Annotated in this window: 21 protein-coding genes; 11 read left to right on the plus strand and 10 right to left on the minus strand. The window is 67.9% G+C overall.

What is annotated here, in order from left to right; all coding sequences use genetic code 11:
- The first annotated feature begins 77 nt into the window (after positions 1-77).
- From J4E04_RS17795 to J4E04_RS17810, 4 genes are all read left to right on the plus strand, one after another.
- The gene (locus tag J4E04_RS17795) at positions 78-1499 is read left to right on the plus strand and encodes a DUF1254 domain-containing protein (RefSeq protein WP_490149164.1); all 1422 of its coding nucleotides are present in this window, start codon (positions 78-80) and stop codon (positions 1497-1499) included.
- A gap of 68 nt (positions 1500-1567) precedes the next feature.
- Complete coding sequence (locus tag J4E04_RS17800) at positions 1568-2776, plus strand: acyl-CoA dehydrogenase family protein (RefSeq protein WP_490149165.1); 1209 nt, start codon at positions 1568-1570, stop codon at positions 2774-2776.
- Between the two features lie 17 nt (positions 2777-2793).
- A complete protein-coding gene (locus J4E04_RS17805) occupies positions 2794-3792 on the plus strand; it encodes a phosphotransferase family protein (RefSeq protein ID WP_490150568.1) in 999 nt (332 codons plus the stop codon).
- A gap of 37 nt (positions 3793-3829) precedes the next feature.
- A complete protein-coding gene (locus J4E04_RS17810) occupies positions 3830-5152 on the plus strand; it encodes an FAD-binding protein (protein WP_490149166.1) in 1323 nt (440 codons plus the stop codon).
- 39 nt (positions 5153-5191) lie between these two features.
- Here the strand turns inward: J4E04_RS17810 and J4E04_RS17815 are convergent, their stop codons facing one another.
- Together J4E04_RS17815 and J4E04_RS17820 are read right to left on the minus strand one after the other, a co-directional pair.
- Complete coding sequence (locus tag J4E04_RS17815; RefSeq protein WP_490149167.1) at positions 5192-5875, minus strand: hypothetical protein; 684 nt, start codon at positions 5873-5875, stop codon at positions 5192-5194.
- Positions 5876-5924: 49 nt separating this feature from the next.
- A complete protein-coding gene (locus J4E04_RS17820) occupies positions 5925-6299 on the minus strand; it encodes a histone-like nucleoid-structuring protein Lsr2 (RefSeq protein ID WP_490149168.1) in 375 nt (124 codons plus the stop codon).
- A 355-nt stretch (positions 6300-6654) separates the two neighbouring features.
- Between J4E04_RS17820 and J4E04_RS17825 the strand changes: the two genes are divergently transcribed.
- The 4 genes from J4E04_RS17825 to J4E04_RS17840 all read left to right on the plus strand — a co-directional run bounded on the left by J4E04_RS17825 (position 6655) and on the right by J4E04_RS17840 (position 10130).
- Complete coding sequence (locus J4E04_RS17825; RefSeq protein WP_490149169.1) at positions 6655-7389, plus strand: ANTAR domain-containing protein; 735 nt, start codon at positions 6655-6657, stop codon at positions 7387-7389.
- A gap of 188 nt (positions 7390-7577) precedes the next feature.
- Entirely contained in the window at positions 7578-8570 is a 993-nt protein-coding gene (locus J4E04_RS17830) for an SDR family oxidoreductase (RefSeq protein WP_490149170.1), read from the plus strand.
- Positions 8567-9352, plus strand: coding sequence for an SDR family NAD(P)-dependent oxidoreductase (locus J4E04_RS17835; RefSeq protein ID WP_328810407.1), 786 nt, complete (start codon positions 8567-8569; stop codon positions 9350-9352). Before J4E04_RS17830 ends, J4E04_RS17835 begins: the two co-directional genes overlap by 4 nt.
- A 52-nt stretch (positions 9353-9404) precedes the next feature.
- Entirely contained in the window at positions 9405-10130 is a 726-nt protein-coding gene (locus J4E04_RS17840; RefSeq protein ID WP_490149171.1) for a TetR family transcriptional regulator, read from the plus strand.
- Between the two features lie 37 nt (positions 10131-10167).
- Here the strand turns inward: J4E04_RS17840 and J4E04_RS17845 are convergent, their stop codons facing one another.
- Entirely contained in the window at positions 10168-10884 is a 717-nt protein-coding gene (locus J4E04_RS17845; RefSeq protein WP_490149172.1) for a TetR/AcrR family transcriptional regulator, read from the minus strand.
- 80 nt (positions 10885-10964) lie between these two features.
- On the opposite strand from J4E04_RS17845, the gene J4E04_RS17850 reads away from it, so the two are divergent.
- Entirely contained in the window at positions 10965-11813 is an 849-nt protein-coding gene (locus J4E04_RS17850; protein WP_222650886.1) for an NAD(P)H-binding protein, read from the plus strand.
- A 358-nt stretch (positions 11814-12171) separates the two neighbouring features.
- On the opposite strand, the gene J4E04_RS17855 is transcribed toward J4E04_RS17850, so the two are convergent.
- Positions 12172-13134 (minus strand): AraC family transcriptional regulator, encoded by a 963-nt coding sequence (locus J4E04_RS17855; protein WP_490149173.1) that lies wholly within the window; start codon positions 13132-13134, stop codon positions 12172-12174.
- Positions 13135-13174: 40 nt separating this feature from the next.
- On the opposite strand from J4E04_RS17855, the gene J4E04_RS17860 reads away from it, so the two are divergent.
- The gene (locus J4E04_RS17860; protein ID WP_490149174.1) at positions 13175-14038 is read left to right on the plus strand and encodes an NmrA family NAD(P)-binding protein; all 864 of its coding nucleotides are present in this window, start codon (positions 13175-13177) and stop codon (positions 14036-14038) included.
- A 34-nt stretch (positions 14039-14072) separates the two neighbouring features.
- On the opposite strand, the gene J4E04_RS17865 is transcribed toward J4E04_RS17860, so the two are convergent.
- Both J4E04_RS17865 and J4E04_RS17870 read right to left on the minus strand, forming a co-directional pair.
- On the minus strand, positions 14073-14876 hold the full coding sequence (locus J4E04_RS17865) for an alpha/beta fold hydrolase (protein WP_490149175.1): 804 nt from the start codon (positions 14874-14876) through the stop codon (positions 14073-14075).
- 145 nt (positions 14877-15021) lie between these two features.
- Positions 15022-15963: an alpha/beta hydrolase gene (locus tag J4E04_RS17870; RefSeq protein WP_027504475.1), complete on the minus strand. Its 942-nt coding sequence runs from the start codon at positions 15961-15963 to the stop codon at positions 15022-15024.
- 126 nt (positions 15964-16089) lie between these two features.
- Here J4E04_RS17870 and J4E04_RS17875 point away from each other — a divergent pair, with 126 nt between their 5' ends.
- Positions 16090-17181 carry an NHL repeat-containing protein gene (locus J4E04_RS17875; protein WP_490149176.1) on the plus strand — a complete coding sequence of 364 codons (1092 nt, stop codon included), beginning with the start codon at positions 16090-16092 and terminating at the stop codon, positions 17179-17181.
- Positions 17182-17199: 18 nt separating this feature from the next.
- On the opposite strand, the gene J4E04_RS17880 is transcribed toward J4E04_RS17875, so the two are convergent.
- The 4 genes from J4E04_RS17880 to J4E04_RS17895 are packed head-to-tail and all read right to left on the minus strand — an operon-like array spanning position 17200 to position 20001.
- Positions 17200-17580 carry a GtrA family protein gene (locus J4E04_RS17880; RefSeq protein WP_328813439.1) on the minus strand — a complete coding sequence of 127 codons (381 nt, stop codon included), beginning with the start codon at positions 17578-17580 and terminating at the stop codon, positions 17200-17202.
- Between the two features lie 23 nt (positions 17581-17603).
- Positions 17604-18284 (minus strand): TIGR04282 family arsenosugar biosynthesis glycosyltransferase, encoded by a 681-nt coding sequence (locus J4E04_RS17885; protein WP_490149177.1) that lies wholly within the window; start codon positions 18282-18284, stop codon positions 17604-17606.
- Positions 18281-18937, minus strand: a complete 657-nt coding sequence (locus tag J4E04_RS17890) for a glycosyltransferase family 2 protein (protein ID WP_490149178.1) — start codon at positions 18935-18937, stop codon at positions 18281-18283. The genes J4E04_RS17885 and J4E04_RS17890 overlap by 4 nt, the downstream gene beginning before the upstream one ends.
- A 2-nt stretch (positions 18938-18939) precedes the next feature.
- The gene (locus tag J4E04_RS17895) at positions 18940-20001 is read right to left on the minus strand and encodes an NAD-dependent epimerase/dehydratase family protein (protein ID WP_490149179.1); all 1062 of its coding nucleotides are present in this window, start codon (positions 19999-20001) and stop codon (positions 18940-18942) included.
- Positions 20002-20007: the final 6 nt, after the last annotated feature.

Raw genomic sequence — 20007 nt, forward strand, 5'->3', positions numbered from 1 at the left:
CACCAAGTAGGGTGGGCAGAGTCAAGAGCGATGGCGGGGTCGCGTACAGGTCGGTGCGCCGGGTGAAGGAGTGTCGGATGACTCGAGGACGAGAAGCGGCCACCGTGAGTGGCCCGACGCCGTACGACCCTGCTCGAACCGACCAGTACCAGGAATCGACGTCCGACGACGTCCGACCCGTGGCCGCCGACGAGGCGCTCACACTCGCGTCCGTGCTCGCGCAGCAGGCAGTGCTGTACGGCGTGCCCGCCGTCTACCAGTACGCGAGCATGTGTGCACAGTGCGCTCCGGATGCCGACGGTGCACCGTGGTCCGTCAACACCTTGGTCCACGAGAGAAGCACGGCCGGTTCGGATTTCCGCCAGTTCCGGGTTCCGAACGTCGACACGGTCTACTCCAATGCCTGGCTGGATCTGACCGACGGACCGGTGACCATCGAGCTACCCGACTTCGGTGGCAGGTACTACACCCTCGAATTCCTGGACGCCCACAGCAACGTGAGCAACGTCAGCGCGCGGACGCATCCGGACGGTCCACGCAGGATCGTGGTGATCGCGCCGGGCCAGGACGACCCCGACACCGCGCGGTCGTCCGACGTCGTGTCCTTCCCCGTGTCCACCCCGCTGATGTGGCTGCTCATGCGCATCCAGGTTCACGGCGCTCCCGACGACATCGACACGGTCAGGACACTGCAGGACTCGGTCGCCCTCACCGGTCCACCTCCCCGCTCCCGTTCGTGGCCCGTGCTGCTCCGGGAGGAGGTGGAGTCGTCCGCCGCCGCGTTCCTGACGGCCCTCGATGCCGTGGTGGCCGTCAACGGTGTTCCGGTGCAGGATGTGTCGCACGTTCACCAGTTCCGTCAGCTGAACGTCGGTCCCGGTACGCCGGAGGTCGGCGATCTCGACGAGGTGGTGTCACGAGGCGCCGACCTCGGCTTCACACGCGCCATGTCCCTGCTCGACACGTCCCGATCCCGCCTCGGGCGGCACACGGCGTCCGGGTGGACGCGGGTACTCGACAAGGGCGCACACGGACACAACTTCGTGGCACGCGCCGTCATGAACTTCGTGGGGCTCGGAGCCAACGTCGTCGAGGAGAACTGCTCGTACAACACGTACGTCGACTCGGACGGGAACGCACTGACGGGCCTCGAAGGCTGCACCTACGAGATCTCTTTCTCCGAACCCCCACCCGCAGAGGCGTTCTGGAGCGTCACCCTGTACGAGGCCGATACCGGCTGGCTGTACGACGCACCCGGCGACGTGTTCTCCGTCGGATCGACCACCTCGTCGGACGGTGTGGTGTCCACTCCCTCTCGCATCGTGGTCGGGTACGCGAGACCCGATGACCTCGATAGTCGGGAATCCTGGCTTCCCGCCCCACCACGTCCGTTCTTCCTGGTACTACGCATGTATCGACCTCACGAAGACGCGGTGACCGAACGTTGGTCACCGCCGCCTGTCGATCCGTCGAGGGTTCCGTCACCTGCGGGCCCGTGAGCCTCGAACCACGTCTCAGCACGACCCCACCGAGCGAACGCTCGTGGACCATGTGAAAGGGAACCACCATGGCGATCGATCTGACCTACGACCCTGTCGTCCGCGAGTGGATCGAGCGCACCCGCACGTTCACCCGCGAGCACGTCCTGCCCATCGAGGACAAGTTCCTCGGTGACGTGACCGCCGCGGGCGGCGACGACCTACGCCGGGAACTGCAGGCCGCAGCCAAGGACGCAGCAGTCTTCGCCCCCCACGCCCCCCGCGAGTACGGCGGCGGCGGACTGTCGATGAGCGACCGCGCCCCCGTGTTCGAAGAAGCCGGCTACTCCCTCTTCGGACCGATCGCGACGAACATCGGCGCCCCCGACGAAGGCAACGTCCACCTGCTCGCCCACGTCGCCTCCCCCGCCCAGAAGGAACAGTTCCTCGCCCCCCTCGCCCGCGGCGACGTGCGGTCCGCGTTCGCGATGACCGAGCCCGCTCCCGGCGCCGGATCAGACCCCTCCGCCCTCACCACCACCGCCACCCGCACCGACGGCGGCTGGCGCATCGACGGCCACAAATGGTTCATCACCGGCGCCGACGGCGCCGGATTCTTCATCGTCATGGCCCGCACCTCCGGCACCCCCGGCGACCGCGGCGGCGCCACGATGTTCCTCGTCCCCGCCGACACCGCCGGCGTCACCGTCGGCCGCCACATCAGCACCCTCGACCGCGCCATGATCGGCGGGCACTGCGAGGTCACCTTCGACCGCGTCGTCGTGCCCGAGGACAACGTCCTCGGCGCCGTCGACGAAGGATTCACCTACGCCCAGGTCCGCCTCGGACCCGCCCGCATGACCCACGTCATGCGCTGGCTCGGCGCCGCCCGACGCGGACACGACGTCGCCGTCGCCCACGTCGCCCACCGCGAAGGGTTCGGCAGCCGCCTCGGCGACCTCGGCATGGTGCAGAAGATGATCGCCGACAACGAGATCGACATCGCCGCCACCCGAGCCCTGCTCGTCACCGCCTGCCACGCACTCGACCTCGGCGACCCCGCGAGCAACGAGACCTCCATCGCCAAGACCTTCGCCGCCGAAGCCATCTTCCGCATCGTCGACCGCGGCGTGCAGATGTGCGGCGGACTCGGTGTCTCCGACGACCTCCCCCTCGCCCGACTCTCCCGCGAGGTCCGCCCCTTCCGCGTCTACGACGGCCCCTCCGAAGTGCACCGGTGGGCCATCGCCAAACGCGCCGTCGGCGCCGCCCGCCGCGCCGCGAAGGAACAGCCGTGACCACCACCCTCCCCGGCATGAACATCGCCGCACTCGAGACGTTCCTACGCGACACCGGCATCGACATCACCGGGCACCTGCGCGTCGACCGCATCGCAGGAGGACGGTCCAACCTCACCTACCGCGCCCACGACGACACCACATCCTGGATCGTGCGGCGCCCCCCGGTCAGCGGACTGACCCCCTCCGCACACGACATGGCCCGCGAGTGGACCGTCACCCGCGCCCTGGCCGGCACCGACGTACCCGTCGCCACCACCGTCGCCTTCGACGCCGACGGTGCCACGCTCGGAGCGCCGATGACCGTCGTCGAGTTCGTCCCCGGACAGGTCGTGCGCACCCGCACCGACCTCGACGCCCTCACCGACGACGACATCGCCGCCAACACCAGCGAACTCGTCCGTGTCCTCGCCGCGCTGCACGCCGTCGACCACCACGAGGCCGGACTCGCCGACTTCGGCAGACCCGACGGATTCACCGCCCGACAGGTCGCCACCTGGGGACGGCAATGGCACCGCGTCAAGACCCGCGACCTCGACGACGTCGACCGACTCCACCAGTCACTCACCGCCGCCGTCCCCACCCACTGCGCCGCCGCCATCGTGCACGGCGATTATCGCGTCGACAACACCATCCTCACTTTCGGCGAGCCCGGAACCGTTGCTGCACTTGTCGACTGGGAGATGTCCACTCTCGGCGACCCTCTGACCGACATCGCACTCATGTGCGCCTACCGGCAACCCATGTTCGACACCGTCCTCGGCCTCGACGCCGCCTGGACCTCCCCTCGCTACCCCGACGCCGACGACCTCGCCCAGCACTACGCCGTCGCCTCCGGACGCGACCTCGCCCACTGGAACTTCTACCGCGCTCTCGCCGACTTCAAGATCGCCGTCATCGCCGAAGGCATCGCACACCGCGCCCTCACCTCCGACGATGCAGACGGCACCGCCGCGGCAGCCGCGCACGCCACAGCCGAATTCGCCGCAGCAGGCCTGCGCGCGTTCTCACGGTGACCCGCAGACACCACTTCTGATCGAGAGGCCGACAGCAATGAACGACATCGCGTGCGACGTACTGGTGATCGGCGGAGGGATGGCCGGTCTGACCGCCGGGGCCCGTGCCGCGTCCGCAGGTAGATCCGTCGTCGTGGTGGAGATCGGTGCGGATGTCGGCGGATCCGCGCGCTATGCCGGATACGTCTGGACGGCACCGGATCACACCGTCATGGATGCACAGAACCCGCACGGCGACCCCGCCCTGAGACGACTACTGGTGGACCGGTTCCAGGACGGCGTGCAGTGGATACGTGACACCGGTGTGGAGGTGGGTGACGCTCAGCGAATCCTGTCCTTCGGGCGCGGACACAAGTTCGACACCAACCAGTACGTCGATCTGTGTCGGCGCATCGTCCTCGAGTCCGGCGGATCGGTCCTGCTGAACACGAGCACCGAGAGCCTGTCGTTCGAGAACGGCGTCGTCACCGGCGCGGTGATCCGGACCGGCACCGCGGAACCACAGGACGTGCGGGCGGCGCACACCGTGCTTGCCACGGGCGGTTTCCAAGGGTCCGCAGCGCTACTCGAGAAGCACGTTCATCCGAATGCAGGGCGCATGCAACTGCGCTCGAACCCCCACAGCACGGGCGTGGGCCTGACACTCGCCGAGAGCGTCGGCGCTGCCGCCGGTGCGATGAACGCCGGCTTCTACGGGCACCTGATTCCCAGCGGGGTGACCCTGACGGACCCGTCCGATTTCGTCGACATGTCGCTGTACTACAGCGAACACGCGCTCCTGTTCGATCTCGACGGGACGCGCTTCGTCGACGAGACACTCGGTGATCACCTGACGACGATGGCTCTGCTCGACCGGCGCGAGGCACGCGGCCTCCTCGTGGCGGACGCTCGCGTCCACCGGGACTGGGTCCTGGCCTCGTACGTCGAGGGCGCCGTGGCCGTCGACAAGTTCGCACTGGCGAGCAAGCGCGGGGGTCGGGTCGGACGCGCGGACACGCTGGAGGAGCTCGAATACCTACCGGAGGACTGGGGATACGACGGAGCCGCCATCGCGGCCGCGATCGCCGACTTCAACGAGTCCACCACGTCGGCGGAGGGACCGACACCGGGACGAGCGCTCGATGCGAGCGCGCTGAGCGAACCCCCGTACTACGTCATCGAAGCCGTCCCGGCCGTCACCTTCCCGTTTCACGGCATCAGAGTCGACGGCGATGCCCGCGTTCTGACAGCGAACGGCGAGCCGATTCCGGGCCTGCTGGCAGCTGGTTCCGACACCGGCGGTCTGTGGAACCGGGCGTACGCAGGCGGTCTGGCGGCCGCTCTGGTGCTCGGACTCGTGGCCGCGGAGACTGCCGAGTGACCCCTCTGGAAGGATGATGCCGTGGTCACGCTGCGCGTGTCACGGCCCCTCGCGGCCGTGGAGGGTGGCGATGATGCGCTGCGCCTCCTCCACCGACGAATGCTCCCGAGTGACCGCTCCGGCCCGCAACATCGCCGACGCCACATCGATCGCCACGGCATGCCGCGCGACCAGGATGCCGATGGCCACGCTCGTGAGATCCGTTGCCTCGTCACCGTCCACGGTCGCCAGCGCGGCGTCGCCTGCGACCACGGGCCCGATGACCCGCACCAGGTGTCCGATCAAGACGTCCGTTCCTGCCGGCAACGGCCCGCTCCGCACCGAGCGCCGGTGCAGTTGCACGCACCCGAGGGGGGCGTCCACCGCGCCCAGTGGGAGCACCCTCACCCACCCGACATCCAATGCCACCAGGTCGTCGATCAGCAACGGCCACCGCGCCCCGTCGTGGCGGTCGCCCACGATGATCGTCCGGCCCACCGCACGGTCACTCGACACGAGATCGACATCCGCGCCGTGCAGGTACAGCAGGTCGGCGATCCTCTCCGCCGACGAGTCGGTGGTGTGCAGCACGCGTCGCGTATCGGGGTGACGCGGGGACGACACGACCACCGCGCCACTGTCCGCGCCGGCGACCCCGACACACACGTCGACGAAATCCGACAACCGCTCCCCCGGGCCGAGTCGAGGCCCGTCGGACGCGGTCGCGTCACCGGGGTCGTTCATGGTCCATCCCTCCACCAGGCGTTCGCAGATCGACTCGCGTACGCCTCGTTCAGCTTTCCCGTCCGCGACGACGGGGGCAGGTCGCATCCTCACGAGACGGCGGACGTGCTCGCGTCCGATACGCCGCCACGACAGAATCGGCGATGCGCCCGCGGTCGGCGATGGCGAAACCATGTCCACGCGCCCACGTGCGGATCGCCGCGGTCTCCGCGCGGTCCGCTGCCGTCCGACGCCGCACCGTCGAGATGTCCGTCGACTGCCGCCCACGAGCGCTCCACTCGCTGAGCAGTCCGTGGACACGGGCCGCATTCTCCGCAGACAGATCGATCTCGAACCACGTTCCCCGGTAACCGAACACGACGGTGTCGTCCGCAGACATCCCGTCCAGGTCGTCGATCAGCGTCACGTCAACCTTGCGAACCACGCGGAGCTCCTCGGACACGCGTACGAACGACCACGCAGGGTGACCCCGCACGGGCCGATCGGCCGTTGTATCGGTAGGTAGTAGGAAGCCGCCGCACTCTGGACGCCGCTGTCTGTCCGTGTCCATACCCCGTCCGGTGCCACTCAACCTACCGTGAGGGGAGATTTTCTCTCTCGACTTCACCGTGATCTCCGAGCGGTGTTTCAGGGTGGTCCCCCACCGGGCACAGTCGTGCGCAGGTGCCCCGCTGCACCCGGAGTTCGGTGATCGACCGTCGAAACCGACGGCGGTCGATCACCGACTTCCCTTCTTCGCGAGTTCGTACGCGACCTGAGAGAGTGATGGAAAGAGTGCTGTGACCACGTCGGACCCCACATCGCCCGAGCTGCGGCTCGCTCTGGCCGTCCGGGCAGTTGCCGCACTCGCCGACGACGACCACGTCGCCGAGCTGCTCGATCGACTGACCGACGTCGCCTGCACCCTCGTCGATGCCGCCGACCACTGCGGCATCACGCTGTCGATCGGCGATTTCACCTTCACCGCCGCAGCCTCGAGCACGGAGATCGCGCCGATCAACGACCAGCAGTACTCCGCCGACGACGGTCCCTGTCTGCACGCGGCTCGCACGGCCGACACCATCGTCGTCGATTGCACGGTCGACGACGATCGATGGCCGCATCTCGGACCCGCTGCTCGCCGCGTCGGCATCAACACCATGCTGTGTGCGCCGATCGTCTGCGACGATCGGCCGGTCGGATCGCTGACCCTGTTCGCCCGTGCACCACAGGGTTTCGACGATCTGGATCACCGCCTCGTCGAGCTGCTCACGGGAGTGACAGCGGATGCTCTCGGGAGGGCTCGACGTCGCCGCGAACTACACGGAACCATCGCCGGACTACGGGACGCGCTGGTGCACAGGGCTCCTATCGAACAGGCCAAGGGCATCCTGATGGCCTTGCGTGGCATCGACGAGGATGCGGCTTTCACCGTGCTGTCGACCCGATCCCAACATCTCAATCGCAAGGTGCGCGACATCGCCACCGAGTTCGTCGAGTCCGTCATCGCCGCCGCGCCGACCGGCGATCGCTGACCGCCGGCGGAGGCGCCGTCGCGGTGCAGACAGGGTCGGTGGGACCGCCCCGACGTCCGAGCGAGAGGAGCAGCGGAGTTGCTCGCGACGCGTGATCAGCCCACACTTCTTGCAGAATATGCATTTCATATGCAATATTTGTAGAACGCATGTGGGAGGGGCCGGGTGCGGAGACCGGAGGGGGTTCCATGATCACAGTGACCAGTGCCGCAGGCGGTGTCGGACGGCTGCTCGTCCGACAGCTGGCGTCACGGGGTGTTCCGATACGAGCGGTGGTGAAGAACGACGACCAGGCCCGTACGACTCGGCGGGACGGGGCCACCGAGGTCGTCGTGGGCGATCTGAGAGCCCCGCAGACAGTCGACACGGCCCTTGCCGGCACGACCGTCCTGTACCACGCGGCTCCGACCCAGATCATCGACGAGCGACCCATCATCGATCACCTCATCGCTTCAGGACCATCACATGGTCTGCAGCACATCGTGTTCCACTCGGTGATCCACCCCGAACTGCACCAGCTGACCCATCATCGGCAGAAGGACATCGCGGAGGGGATGCTGCTCGACAGCGCGATCCCCATCACCGTCCTGAGACCGTCGCACTACATGCAGAACTACCTCGAGGTGTGGGACCTTCTGCACGCGGGCGTCATGCCGTACCCGGTCTCACCGGACAGCGTCATGGGAGTGGTCGACCTCGCCGATGTCGCCGAGGTGGCCGCCACCATCGCACTCGATCCGGCCCCACACACCGGGCGTACCTACGACCTGTCCACCGTCGAGCTGACTCGCCACCAGATGGCTGCGATCTGGTCGACGGTGTTGGGCCATCGCGTGACTGCTCTCCGCATCCCGCCGTCATCGCTCAGACACAGGACAGCCGCCCTGCCCGCGCTGGGACCGATCCTCGTCGAGGCCGTCCGGGCAACCGGGATGCACTCCGCGAGCCACCTCGTGCGGGGAGTCGGCGCGGCCGCCAATCCCCGCGGCATGAACGACTGGCCGCGCGATGCGCGCGAGGCGTACCGCACGATGATGTCGCATTACGACCGGCACGGACTTCCCGCCGGTGATCTGACCGTGCTTCCCGCACTGCTCGGACGCGAACCCACCTCCTACGAGGACTTCGCCCGACGGTCCGCCTCCGAGCGTGGGCATCGGTCGAAGGACTCCCGAGGATGAGTCGCTCGCAGGATCCATTCCGACCGGCGCGGTCCATGGTGACCGGGGCGAGTTCCGGCATCGGGGCCGAGTTCGCCCGAGCCCTGGCCGCGCGCGGCTCCGACCTGGTGTTGGTGGCACGACGGGAGGACCGGTTGACCGCTCTCGCAGCCGAACTCGAACGTGCACACGGCATCCACTGCCGTACGGTCTCCCATGATCTGTCTGAACCCGCAGCCGGGCGTCGACTGCGGACCCTGGTTCCCGAGAGACTGGACCTCGTCGTCAACAATGCCGGCTTCGCAGTACAGGGCCCGTTCGTCGACAACGATGCCGACGACCTCGCGCGGCTCCTGGCGGTCGATGTCGCTGCAGTGGTGGACATCTGCTCTGCCTTCCTCCCCGACATGATCTCCCGCGGCACCGGATCCGTCGTCAACGTCGCCAGCACGACGGCGTTCCAACCCGTTCCCACGCTCGCCGTCTACGCCGCAGCCAAGGCGTTCGTCCTGAGCTTCACGCAGTCGTTGTGGTTCGAGTCCAGGCGCCACGGTGTCCGAGTGTTCGCACTCGCCCCGGGTCCGACGCGCACCGAGTTCTTCGATGTCATCGGCGAGTCCGCCGCGACGACCGGCTCGTACCAGTCACCCGCCGAGGTCGTCACCACCGCGATGCGCGCCCTCGACGCCAAAACCTCACGCCCACACGTCATCTCAGGACGGAGAAACACCATCGCGGCCGCCACGGCAGCGCTGACGCCACCTCGGGTACTGCTTCCGGCGGTGGCGCGGCTGCTGCGCTGATCTTCCGAGTTGCCGTTCCCGCTCGGCCGACTCGGACTGTAGTGTCACGATCATGGCCAGGGCCTCGAAGTTCACTGCGGCCGACCGTCGCGCCGCTGTGGAGCGTGCCTTCGAGGGAACAGAGAGTCCCACCGCCGTCGCATCTGACCTGGGTGTCCACCCGACCACTCTCTATCGGTGGGCCGCGTCCGACACCACGGACGACCCGGGGCCGGCGCCGACTCGGCTCGTCCACGCCACCCAGACGCTGCTCGAACACTCCGACTACGGCGACATCACCGTGGAGGCCGTGGCGCAGCACTGCGGGCTCGCGGCTCGGACCGCATTCCACCACTTCCCCACCAAACGCGACCTGTTCCACGCAGCCGTCAACGATGCCGCCACCACGCTGATCGACCGCATGGCAACGCGTTCCGAGCAGGCGACGTGGCCGGACGATCCTCTGGGACAGCTGCGATCGTTCCTGCACATCGCCGCGGCCGCCATCTACGACACTCCGGCGACCCACGTGCTGTTCCGCAACATCGGTGTTCCCCGCAGCGAAGGAACCGCCGAGGGGTGGCACACCGACTTCGTCGTCGCGATCGAACAACTGCTGCACAGAGCGGCCGATGCCGGTCAGATCGACCGCCACACCGACGTGGCCGCGGCAGCGCAACTCGTGACCGGCGCCATGCGCGGGATCCACACCGCCGTGTTCGACGGCGCCTCTCCCGATGTCGCACTCGACCTGGTGGACCGCGTTCCCCTGCTGATACCCGGCCCCCGTCGACCGTGAGGTCGGCGAAAGGGAGAGGCGTCGTCGAAGTCGCTTGTCAGAGTCCGGCGATCACCCGATCGAGCCACTCGACCATGACCGCGCGCTCGGCGGCGCTCAACGTGTCCAAAGCCGGCGTGATCGCACGAAAAGCGACCGCGGCGGCGGCGTGGTCGTCCTGCTCGCGGTCGGGCGGGTCGGTGAGGATCTGCCGCATGACGGCATCGAACATCGCGTCGGCCAACTCGTCGTCGCGGTCCTCGGCCGGAGTCGCGAGAAGCACCGAGGTCGTGCCCACACCCGCTGCCTGGACGAGTCCGAGCGCCCGTTGTTCGCTCACCCGCAGTCGGCCCGTCTCGGCGACCCTGTGTATCCGAGCCCGGAGGACGTCCATGCCGGCCTGCGCCGCGCGAGATCGTGTCAGGTGCTGCGGGCCGTTCATCATCCGGAACAATTCCGGGTTGGCGATGCCGAATTCGACCTGCGTCAGCCACCCGTCGCGCAGGTCCACGAGGGGATCCACGCCCTGCGACGCGGCCGTCTCGGTGATGCGTTTCTTCATCGAGACATGCTCGGCCAGAACATGTTCTGCGACGGATTCCAGGAGACCGTCCTTGTCGCCGAACAGTCGATAGATCGTCGGGGGCTGTACGTCGGCACCCTCGGCAACCCCACGAGTGGTCACTGCGGCCACGCCGTGATCGCGCAGCAGGACGGCCGCGACCTCGATGATCCGCGCCCGGACGTCGTCTCGAGTGCTGGTCGGCTTGATCACGTTCCAACGATAACAGTTCCGTGATACCGTTGCGTTTCCGCCGATAACACCGGCGCGATACCAACGAAACTGAGGCACTCATGATCGTCATCACCGGCGCCACCGGCGCGCTGAACGGCGCCACTGTCGACCACCTGCTCAGACATCGCCCCGCTTCGGAGATCGCGGTGGCGGTCAGAGACGCGTCCAGGGCCCGACGCTTCGCCGATCTCGGAATCGAGGTGCGCCACGGCGACTACGCAGACCCGGCGTCGCTGCCGGACGCGTTCGCGAATGCCGATCAGCTGCTGCTCGTCTCGTCCAGTGATCCGAGGGCCGACGCAGTCTCCCTGCACCGCAACGCGATCGACGCGGCCGTCACCGCGGGCGTGGGGCGAATCCTGTACACGAGTCATCAGGGGGCCGCGGACGACACGCCATTCGGTCCGGGTCGAGACCACGCGGCGACGGAGCGGCTGCTGGCGGGTTCCGGCCTGCCGTGGACCTCGCTGCGCAACGGCTTCTACGCCCACAGCCTGGCCTGGTCGACGGGCCCCTGGCGCGAGTCCGGTGTCATCACGGTTCCGGCCGACGGTCCGGTGTCGTGGACGTCCCGAGCGGATTCGGCGGAGGCTGCGGCGGCGATCATCGCATCGAACGGCGCGTACGACGGACCGGTCACGGTGACCGCCGAGTCCGCACCCACCTTCGAGGAGGTGGCGGCGATCGCCTCCGACGTGGCAGGGCGGACGGTACGGCGAGTCCTGATGGACCCCGAGGACTGGATCGCAGCCCGGGTCGCCTCGGGGCAGCCGGAATTCGCGGCTCGCTTCACACTCGGGATGTTCGACGCTGCAGCCGGCGGTTGGTTCGCCGGCGTCGATCCACTGCTGGGCCAGTTGCTCGGCAGGTCGCCTGCGACCGTGCGCGACGCGCTGACTCTCGCGTAGCCTCCACGGCGCCCGTCAGAGCCCGAGGGTGGCACTCCAGGACAGCGAGACTCAGGCCGATCGTTCCGCCGTCACTCGCAGCCGTTGTGCTGATCGGCATGTTCGGAGGACAATCGTCGGATCGGTGACGTGTTCGGTGAGAGGGTGTGCGATGTCTGTGTCGTGGGAGTCTCTGTCTCGTCGGCGCGGCGTACGGGTGACCGGCGGGCTCGTCGGCGTGTACGTCGGCCTGGTGGCCTACTGGTTCGTGCAGGATGCCGCCCACCGTGTGGCAGCGCGGAAGGCTGAGGCATAGCCTCCGTTCGTGCCGCTCCGAGTCTTCGTCCGATGTGAGGGGTTGTCGGACAACAGGATGCCCCTACGACGCCGACCCTGAGTGCCGCATCGACGACGGGGACCGACCCATCGTGCGGGTGAACGCTCGCGAGAACGCCGCGTCGGACCCGTATCCGAACGAGGCCGCGACCGAGGAGATGGTGGCGTTCGATCTCATGAGCTCCGCCGCCGCGAGCTGCATGCGCCGACGGGTCAGGTGGACCAGCGGGGCCTCACCCACCAGCGCGGTGAAGCGCGCGGCGAAGGCGGATCGAGACATCGCCGCCGTCCGAGCCAGATCCGCCACCGTCCACGGCCGCTCCGGATGCCGATGCATCGCGATGACCGCGGCACCGATCTGTCTGTCGCGCAACGCCCCCAGCCAGCCGCCGATCTCAGCGCCCTCCTCTCGGAGCCACGCTCGGACGAGATCGATGATCAGGATGTCGGCCAGCCGCGTCACCACGGCCTCCCCACCCGGCCGGCGGGCAGCGGCCTCGTTCGCGAGCAGTTCCAGTACCGCGGACGAGACCGCAGACCCGCGATCACCCACCAGCACATCGGGCAGCACGTCGAGGAGTGAGCGAGCAGTCGGATGATCGAACTTCACGGCGCCACAGATCAACACGGCCCGCTCGCCCCCGCCGCCGTGCTCGAGAACGATGAAGCGGTCCGAGATCCACTCGGGCTCCGGGTCGTACATCGACACCGACAGGGATGACGGATCGTCCACCACTCGGTGGCCTCGACCGTGCGGGACCAGCACGCACTCACCCTCGCCCACCAGCCGAGGGTCCGTCCCCGGCAGGTCGAGCAGGCACGATCCCACCACCGGTGCGTGAAACCACAGGCAGTCCTCCATCGCGGGGATGTCGAGACCCCAGGGAGCCGTCAGTTCCGATCGAACGTAGAACACCCCACGCATCCGCAGCGAGTGCAGGGCGTCGCCGAGCGCATCGTCACCGCGCCACATCCTGGACGATCGATCATCAACGGTGGACTCCACGGTATTCATTGTCCACCACGAACCCGGCACCGTGACCATCGTGACCACACAACGAACCATCACTGTTCTCGGCGCCACCGGCCGAACCGGACGACGCCTCACCGACACGCTCCTCGGCCGCGGAAGGAAAGTACGCCGTATCGCGCGCACCGCACGGCCCCACCCACACCCGGCTGCCACCACGCACACGGGCGACCTGACCGACACCGACTTCCTCACCACCGCGTTCACCGGCGTGGACGCGGCCTACGTCCTCGTCCCGTTCGACCCCACAGCACCCGACGTCCGAGCACACATGAACGACATCGGGTCCTCCATCACCGACGCACTCCGACGAGCACGGGTGCCACGCGTCGTCGCACTCAGTTCTCTGGGCGCCGAACTCGAGCACGGGACCGGATTCCTCACCGCACTGCACGCTCAGGAGCAGCGACTCACCGCCCTCGAGACCGATCTCGTCCTTCTCCGACCCGGCTACTTCTTCGACAATCTCGAACCCGTCCTGCCCCACCTCCGCCGCATCGGGGCACTCCAGGACTCCATCGCCCCCGACGTGCCCCTGCCGATGGTGGCGGCCGGAGACGTCGGCGCAGCCGCGGCCGACGCAGTCGAGGAACCCGAGCACCAGGGCACCACCATCCGCGAGATCAGGACCGCAGTCGATCTCACCCTGACAGACCTCGCCGCTGCGGTCGGCCGAGCACAGGGCATCGGCCATCTCCCCTACCAGCAGCTCCCCGACGAGGAGACGATCACCCAGCTACTCCAGGTCGGATTCTCCGACGATGCAGCGAGATTGCAGGTCGAGATGCACCACGCGTTCTCTGCAGGACGCGTCGCCGCGGCGGGGGACGACCCCCGCGCCCCGACGACGGTGGACGACTACCTGGCGTCGCGGGCGTGAGCGTCTACCGAAAGCGTGGCGTTCCCACGTGTGCTCACGACGCCGTGGTCGAGCCCCTGATCACAGCTGCCACGAGATCAGGATCGTCCCACGTGGGAACGTGCCCCAGATGCTCGTGGACGATGACGGCGGCGAGGGACGGCAGCCCGTCGAGGTCCGTCTCCGCTGCACGGATGAGCGGGTCTCTGCCCCCGTAGACCACGGTGATCGGGACATCGATCTCGGCTCCGCCGCCGAAGCGGGTGCCCTCGAGGGCCGACATCGTGCGGTCGAAGTCGCACGTGGCGAGGTTGCGTGCATCGTCGGCTGCCACCACCGACGGGATGCGCCACGGACGGCCGAACAGCCCGAACAAGGCGACGGTCCGCGGCAGTGGCCGGCGCAGAAGGAACCCCGCACCCGGAACGCGAGACCCGTGCACCCACACGGAGAAGAGCACCTGCCGACGCACACGGGCTGTGCCGCCCGTCGAGCGCCACAGCCCGGCGGGCATGAGCGCACACACGGACGTCGCCCGACCACGGCGCGCGATCTCCAACGAGAGCCACCCGCCGAGCGAATTGCCCACGAGGTGCGCACTGTCCCAGCCCAGTTCGTCCATCACCAGCTCCACCCGGTCAGCCAGTCGCGCCGGCGTGGGTGCGTCACCGTCGCCGAGGGGATCGCTCTCTCCGAAGCCCGGGAGATCGATCGCGACGGTGTCGAAGTGATCAGCCAGTGTCGGAATCACGGGGTCCCACATCTGATGTCGATGCCCGATCCCGTGAATCAGGAGCATGGGGGCTCCCCGGCCGGTCTTGCTGTAGCGAGGCAGTGCGGAGACATCGATGTCGGTCACGGGACAAGTATCGGTCCGAGACGGGCACCACCGATGTGGAGTGTGGCCAGTATCCGTGCGATGGGTCGGGACATTCGACAACCGAGCCGTGCGCGTGCGGTCACGCAGGAGCGACGACCAGCTCGGGTGGAGTCGTCTGAAGGGCTCAGAGGTGGCGCGCAGCGAAGTCCACCGCGCACCGCAGCGTCTCGCGGCCTTCCGGAAGTACGCCTGCCAACACGGGAAATGCGTGCACCTGACCCCGCCACACATGGGTCTCGACGATCCGGCCGGCGTCCTCGAGCTTGCGCGTCATCGCCTCCACGTCCGGGCGCATCAACTCGTACTGCGCCGAGGACAGGAACACCGGCGGAAACACCGATGGATCGGCATCGATCGGAGACGCTGCGCCCGGGATGGCGTCCGGCCCGTTCATCCAACGATCCTCCAGCGCGAGAACCTGTTTCATCGGCAGATACGCGTCCCGCTTCATGAACGCACGGGAATGGCTCCTCAGGTCCAGATTGAGCAACGGCGAGAATCCCAGAACGGCCGCGGGTGGTGTCAACCCTTCCAGCACAGCCAGTTCGGCGACTTTCATCGCGAGGTAACCGCCGGCCGAGTCTCCCGCCACGATGATCTTCGACGGGTCGGCCACCGTCGCCGACGCGGCGCGGTAGGCGGCCATGGCATCGAAGATCGACGTGCCGATGCCGCCGTACGGAATCTGCCGGTACTCCACGGAGTACACCGGAACACCCGCACGGGCGGCGATCATGGCACACGCACCGCGGTGGGTCGCCAGTCCGCAGAAGACGAAGCCGCCGCCGTGAAAGTAGAGAACCGTCGCACCGGCCAGAGAGCCGGTGGCCGTCCGAGGATGTGTCGTCTTCTCGCAGGGCACACCACCGAGAACCACCTGGTCGATAGTGACGCGTGGCGGCTTCGGCAGTCGGTCGACGACGCGATCGAGGTGCCCGATGGCCTTGATGCCGCCGTCGGTGAGCGGCCACATACTCAGGGTGGGCTTGAGGAGCGCCTTCATCGCCGTCGACAGGACGCGTGCTTGCGGACTGATGTCGTCGTGCCAGGTGAGTGTGCCCGTCATCGTCTCGTCGTTCCCCTCGTGCGATGAAGCGTGGAGACGATCGACGCTATCAGCCCGGCTCCGTGCACCGATTCCGACAGACTCGAGCTCGGCTGTGCTCGTGGGAGCTCGACTCGGGTTTCCCGCGTGAACGTGCTGGGTACGCACACGATGAACATCCCTGGACGCACTAGACAAGTTCGGTGGTTCACCGTGAAACGCATCGTCGTCGCCCTGTCGGTACTGGCTCTCGTCGCCGGCTGTTCCACCGACGACACTGCACCCGGGCCGACGCAGACACCCGCCGCCGAACCGGCTAGGGCGCCCGCAGCGCAGGATCCGATCGGCACCGTCGTTCCGCTTCCGGGCGCACCCGAGGGAATCGTCGTCACGTCGTCCGGCATCGCCGTCGCCGCAGTGCGTGAACCCGATGGCCTGAGGCTGCTCGACGCGGCGACCGGAGTCGAGCGATCGTTCGTGCCGACGGTCGGTGCGCCGCGACACCTCTCCCTCGCCGGCCCGGACGGACCGGTACTCGCGCCCCTCGAGTCCAGTGACGAACTGCTCCTGGTCGATCCGGCGAACGGAGCGACGCTCTCCACCACCCGGGGCGTCGGACGGCAACCGCACGATGCCGTGGTAACCGCCGACGGCGCGACCGTCGTGACCAACGAGATGGGCGGCGGAGTCGTCTTCGTACGCAACGGTGTCGTGACCGCATCTCTCCCCGCCGGTCCCGTGCAACCGGGCGGCGTTGCAGCCGTCGGCAATTACGCAGCTGTCGCAGACGTGCAGGGCAACGGGATCTGGATCTACAGCGGGCCGGACCAGAAGCTCGTCGCGCAGGGACCGTTGGGGACCAAACTGACGCATGCGACATCGCTCGGCCCCGACCTCGCTGCCTTCGCCGACACCGACGGTGGCGCGGTATACCTCGAACGCATCACTCCCGACATCAGCGAGGTCGCTCGCATCGACGCACCCGGCAATCCTTACGGGCTCGCCTACGACGCCGATCGGAAGCTCCTTCTGATCACGCTGACCGAGAGCAACATCCTTCGTGTCGTCGATGTGGCCGAGCCGGCATCGCCGCGGATCGTGGTCGACTTGCCGACGGTTCGTCAGGCCAATTCCGTTGCCGTGGATCCACGAACGGGAAACGTGTTGGTGACAGGCAGTGACCCCGGCGCGGACTCGAGCCTGCAGATCATCCCGGCCGACAGTGTCGACGCGTCGTGACACGTGCCTGCGCGACGTTCACGATCGGTGTTCGGTGAACACCCGGCGCAACCCGACGAAGCGCACGACCGTGGCCACGAGGTTCGCGGCCACCAGGACGGACACCTCGACTGCTCGCGATGCATCGGGTACCCACCTGTGGAGGAGTACCAACGAGCCGCTGGTGACCGCCAGCCCGAGGGCGAAGACGACGAGCCCTTGCACGTACTGGCGAACGATCGCATCGGTTCCACGGATTCCGAAGGTGAACCGGCGGTTGATCGCGGTGTTGGCGAGCGCAGAGACCAGGAGCGCGAGCACGTTCGCGGCCTGGGACGACATGACGACTCGGAACACCAGAAACAACAGAACGTACGCGACGGCGCTCGCAGCCCCGACGAGGTAGAAGCGGAACAGCACACTCCGGGTTCCGGATGTCGTAGTCAGAGCATCTCTCCCGTCGGCCTCGAAACGGGGAGCGCAGCCACGCATCGGGCGAACTCACTGTCCGGGTGGCACTGTCGTGCGATCGGGTCGAGATCGACGAGTTCGTCCGCGTCACGCAGAGTCGGTGCTGCACCGACGACGAGGCCGCAGCGCTGCAGGGCGTCCCGGGTGTCGTGCCCGGTGCGGTCAGTGGACATCTCCACTGCTCGCAGGGCCTGCGCATCGGATGCGTCGTGCAGTCCGAGCACCCACCACCCTCCGTCCTCGGCACGGCCCAGGATCGCCGACGACGGTGCCAGAGCCTCACCGACGTCGGTGAGCATCGCGGGGTCGACCTGCGGTGTGTCCATGCCTATCTGCACGACGGGACCGGATCCGGCGGCGTCGTGATGCGCGTGGATCAGGCGTTCCGCAAATCCGTCCCCGCGTTGGTCGATGACCAGAAAATCTGCCAGTGACTTTCGGATCTCGTAGCTGCGCATCGCCTCGGCCAGGTCGCCGGTCATCGCGACCACCCGCCGGGCAAAAGGAGCCTGCCTCGCCGCGGCGAGCGTGTCGAGCAGCGCCGCAGCCGCCACCGACGCGGCGTCCTCGGCGGTCATGGCGGCCATCAATCGAGTCTTGGCGAAGCCGGGTACCGGCGCTTTCGCGATGACGAGCAGCGTCGCATCGATCATGGAATCACCTTCGCGAAATCCCAGACGGCCACCACCGTGCCGCGAACCGACCCCGACACCTTCGACACTCCCCCGGTACGCGGGCGGTAGGTGATGTCGTGCTCGACAACTGTCCACCCTGCCCGAGCGGCGAGAACCAGCAGCTGCAGCGGGTAACCGGAGCGTCGGTCCGGGACGTCGAGCGAGAGCAGATCCTCGCGGCGCGCCACCCGAAGAGCGCCGATGTCGTGGACGTCGATCTTCAGCCGTCTGCGCAGACGCCAGGCAATGGCCTTGTTGCCGAGGCGGGCGTGCCACGGCGAGCCACTGCGGTGCACCGGGCGGCGCCGACCGACGACGAGTTGGGCGGAGTCCAACGCTGCGACGAGACCGGGCAGCTCGCGCGGGTCCATCGACCCGTCCCCGTCCATGACAGCCACGACGGTCGTTCGGGCAGCGTTGATTCCGGCGTGCACGGCGGAGCCGTATCCGGGTATCGCCTCGATGACCACGTGCGCCCCGTGCGCGCGGGCCACGTCCGCAGTGCCGTCGGTGGAGCCGTTGTCGACGACCAGACGGTGATAGCCGTCGGGCACGGCGTCGAGAACATCGGGAAGAGATTGCGCCTCGTTGCGGCACGGGAGTACGACCGTGACATCGGAAGGATCGATCATCGTCACACCACCGGGGCCGAGCCATCGGATGCCGCCCGAAGCGGTGCCGACGCGAACCGCGTCAGGCCCTCGTCCGGACCGACGGCAGCTCGGAATCCGAGAATCTCGTCGGCCCGATCGGCACCGGCAACGATGTGCCGCACGTCGCCGGGACGGAACTGACCCGTCACCTTCGGCTCGATGCCGCCGCCGTGTGCACGACACAGAATGCGGGCCACCTCACCGATCGAGATCGGGTGTCCCGAACAGACGTTGCAGGCCACGAACCCCGCTCCGTCGTGCTCGACGGCGGCAAGGTTGGCGGCGGCGACGTCCCGGACATCGACGAAATCTCGCATCTGCCCACCGTCCTCGTACACAGTCGGTGATTCACCGCCCTCGAGCGATGAGCGGAACATCGCGGCGACACCGGAATACGGTGTGTCACGCGGCATTCGGTCACCGTAGACGTTGTGGTAGCGCAGCGCCGTGACCGATCCGCCCGTCGCCAGCGACCAGGCGAGTGCATAGTTCTCCTGCGCGAGTTTGCTTGCTGCATAGAGACTTCGGGGCTCGAGCGGAGCGTCCTCGTCCACCGTCTCCCACGTCACCGGCTCGTCACCCTCCGGGCACTTCGCATCGAAGACCCCGTTCCGCAGATCCGACGGGTTCCGGGGGCGCGGACGGACGACACCGTGCACGGGGCAGCGGTAGCGACCTTCGCCGTAGACGACCATCGATGACGCGAGAACCAGCTTCCGACACTCGGCTCGGGCCATCGCAGCAAGTACTTCGGCAGTACCCAGGTCGTTGTGGCTGGCGTATGCGGGTGCGTCCGCAGTGCTGACGCCGGCTCCGACGACGGCGGCCTGGTGACACACCACATCGACCCCCGCCATGACATCGTCCAGAGCGCCGGGGTCGCGGACGTCGACCGTCGTGACGTTCGGCGCGTGCAGTGGCGTCGAGCCGTGCGCCGAGGGTAGGAACGCGTCGACAGCCGTCACGTCGTGGTCGGCCGCCAGTAGTGCTTCGTGAATGTGTTCACCGATGAAACCGGCCGCGCCGGTGAGTAACACGTGCATCGTTTT

Source organism: Rhodococcus sp. NFXS4, assembly GCF_058139645.1.

Excerpts from the sequence above, each read along its gene's own strand:
- J4E04_RS17810 (WP_490149166.1), top strand. The coding sequence starts at position 3,830 with ATGAACGACATCGCGTGCGACGTACTGGTGATCGGCGGAGGGATGGCC.
- J4E04_RS17805 (WP_490150568.1), top strand. The coding sequence starts at position 2,794 with ATGAACATCGCCGCACTCGAGACGTTCCTACGCGACACCGGCATCGAC.
- J4E04_RS17795 (WP_490149164.1), top strand. The coding sequence starts at position 78 with ATGACTCGAGGACGAGAAGCGGCCACCGTGAGTGGCCCGACGCCGTAC.
- J4E04_RS17895 (WP_490149179.1), bottom strand. The coding sequence starts at position 20,001 with ATGCACGTGTTACTCACCGGCGCGGCCGGTTTCATCGGTGAACACATT.
- J4E04_RS17890 (WP_490149178.1), bottom strand. The coding sequence starts at position 18,937 with ATGATCGATCCTTCCGATGTCACGGTCGTACTCCCGTGCCGCAACGAG.
- J4E04_RS17840 (WP_490149171.1), top strand. The coding sequence starts at position 9,405 with ATGGCCAGGGCCTCGAAGTTCACTGCGGCCGACCGTCGCGCCGCTGTG.
- J4E04_RS17800 (WP_490149165.1), top strand. The coding sequence starts at position 1,568 with ATGGCGATCGATCTGACCTACGACCCTGTCGTCCGCGAGTGGATCGAG.
- J4E04_RS17815 (WP_490149167.1), bottom strand. The coding sequence starts at position 5,875 with ATGAACGACCCCGGTGACGCGACCGCGTCCGACGGGCCTCGACTCGGC.
- J4E04_RS17835 (WP_328810407.1), top strand. The coding sequence starts at position 8,567 with ATGAGTCGCTCGCAGGATCCATTCCGACCGGCGCGGTCCATGGTGACC.
- J4E04_RS17885 (WP_490149177.1), bottom strand. The coding sequence starts at position 18,284 with ATGATCGATGCGACGCTGCTCGTCATCGCGAAAGCGCCGGTACCCGGC.
- J4E04_RS17850 (WP_222650886.1), top strand. The coding sequence starts at position 10,965 with ATGATCGTCATCACCGGCGCCACCGGCGCGCTGAACGGCGCCACTGTC.
- J4E04_RS17830 (WP_490149170.1), top strand. The coding sequence starts at position 7,578 with ATGATCACAGTGACCAGTGCCGCAGGCGGTGTCGGACGGCTGCTCGTC.
- J4E04_RS17870 (WP_027504475.1), bottom strand. The coding sequence starts at position 15,963 with ATGACGGGCACACTCACCTGGCACGACGACATCAGTCCGCAAGCACGC.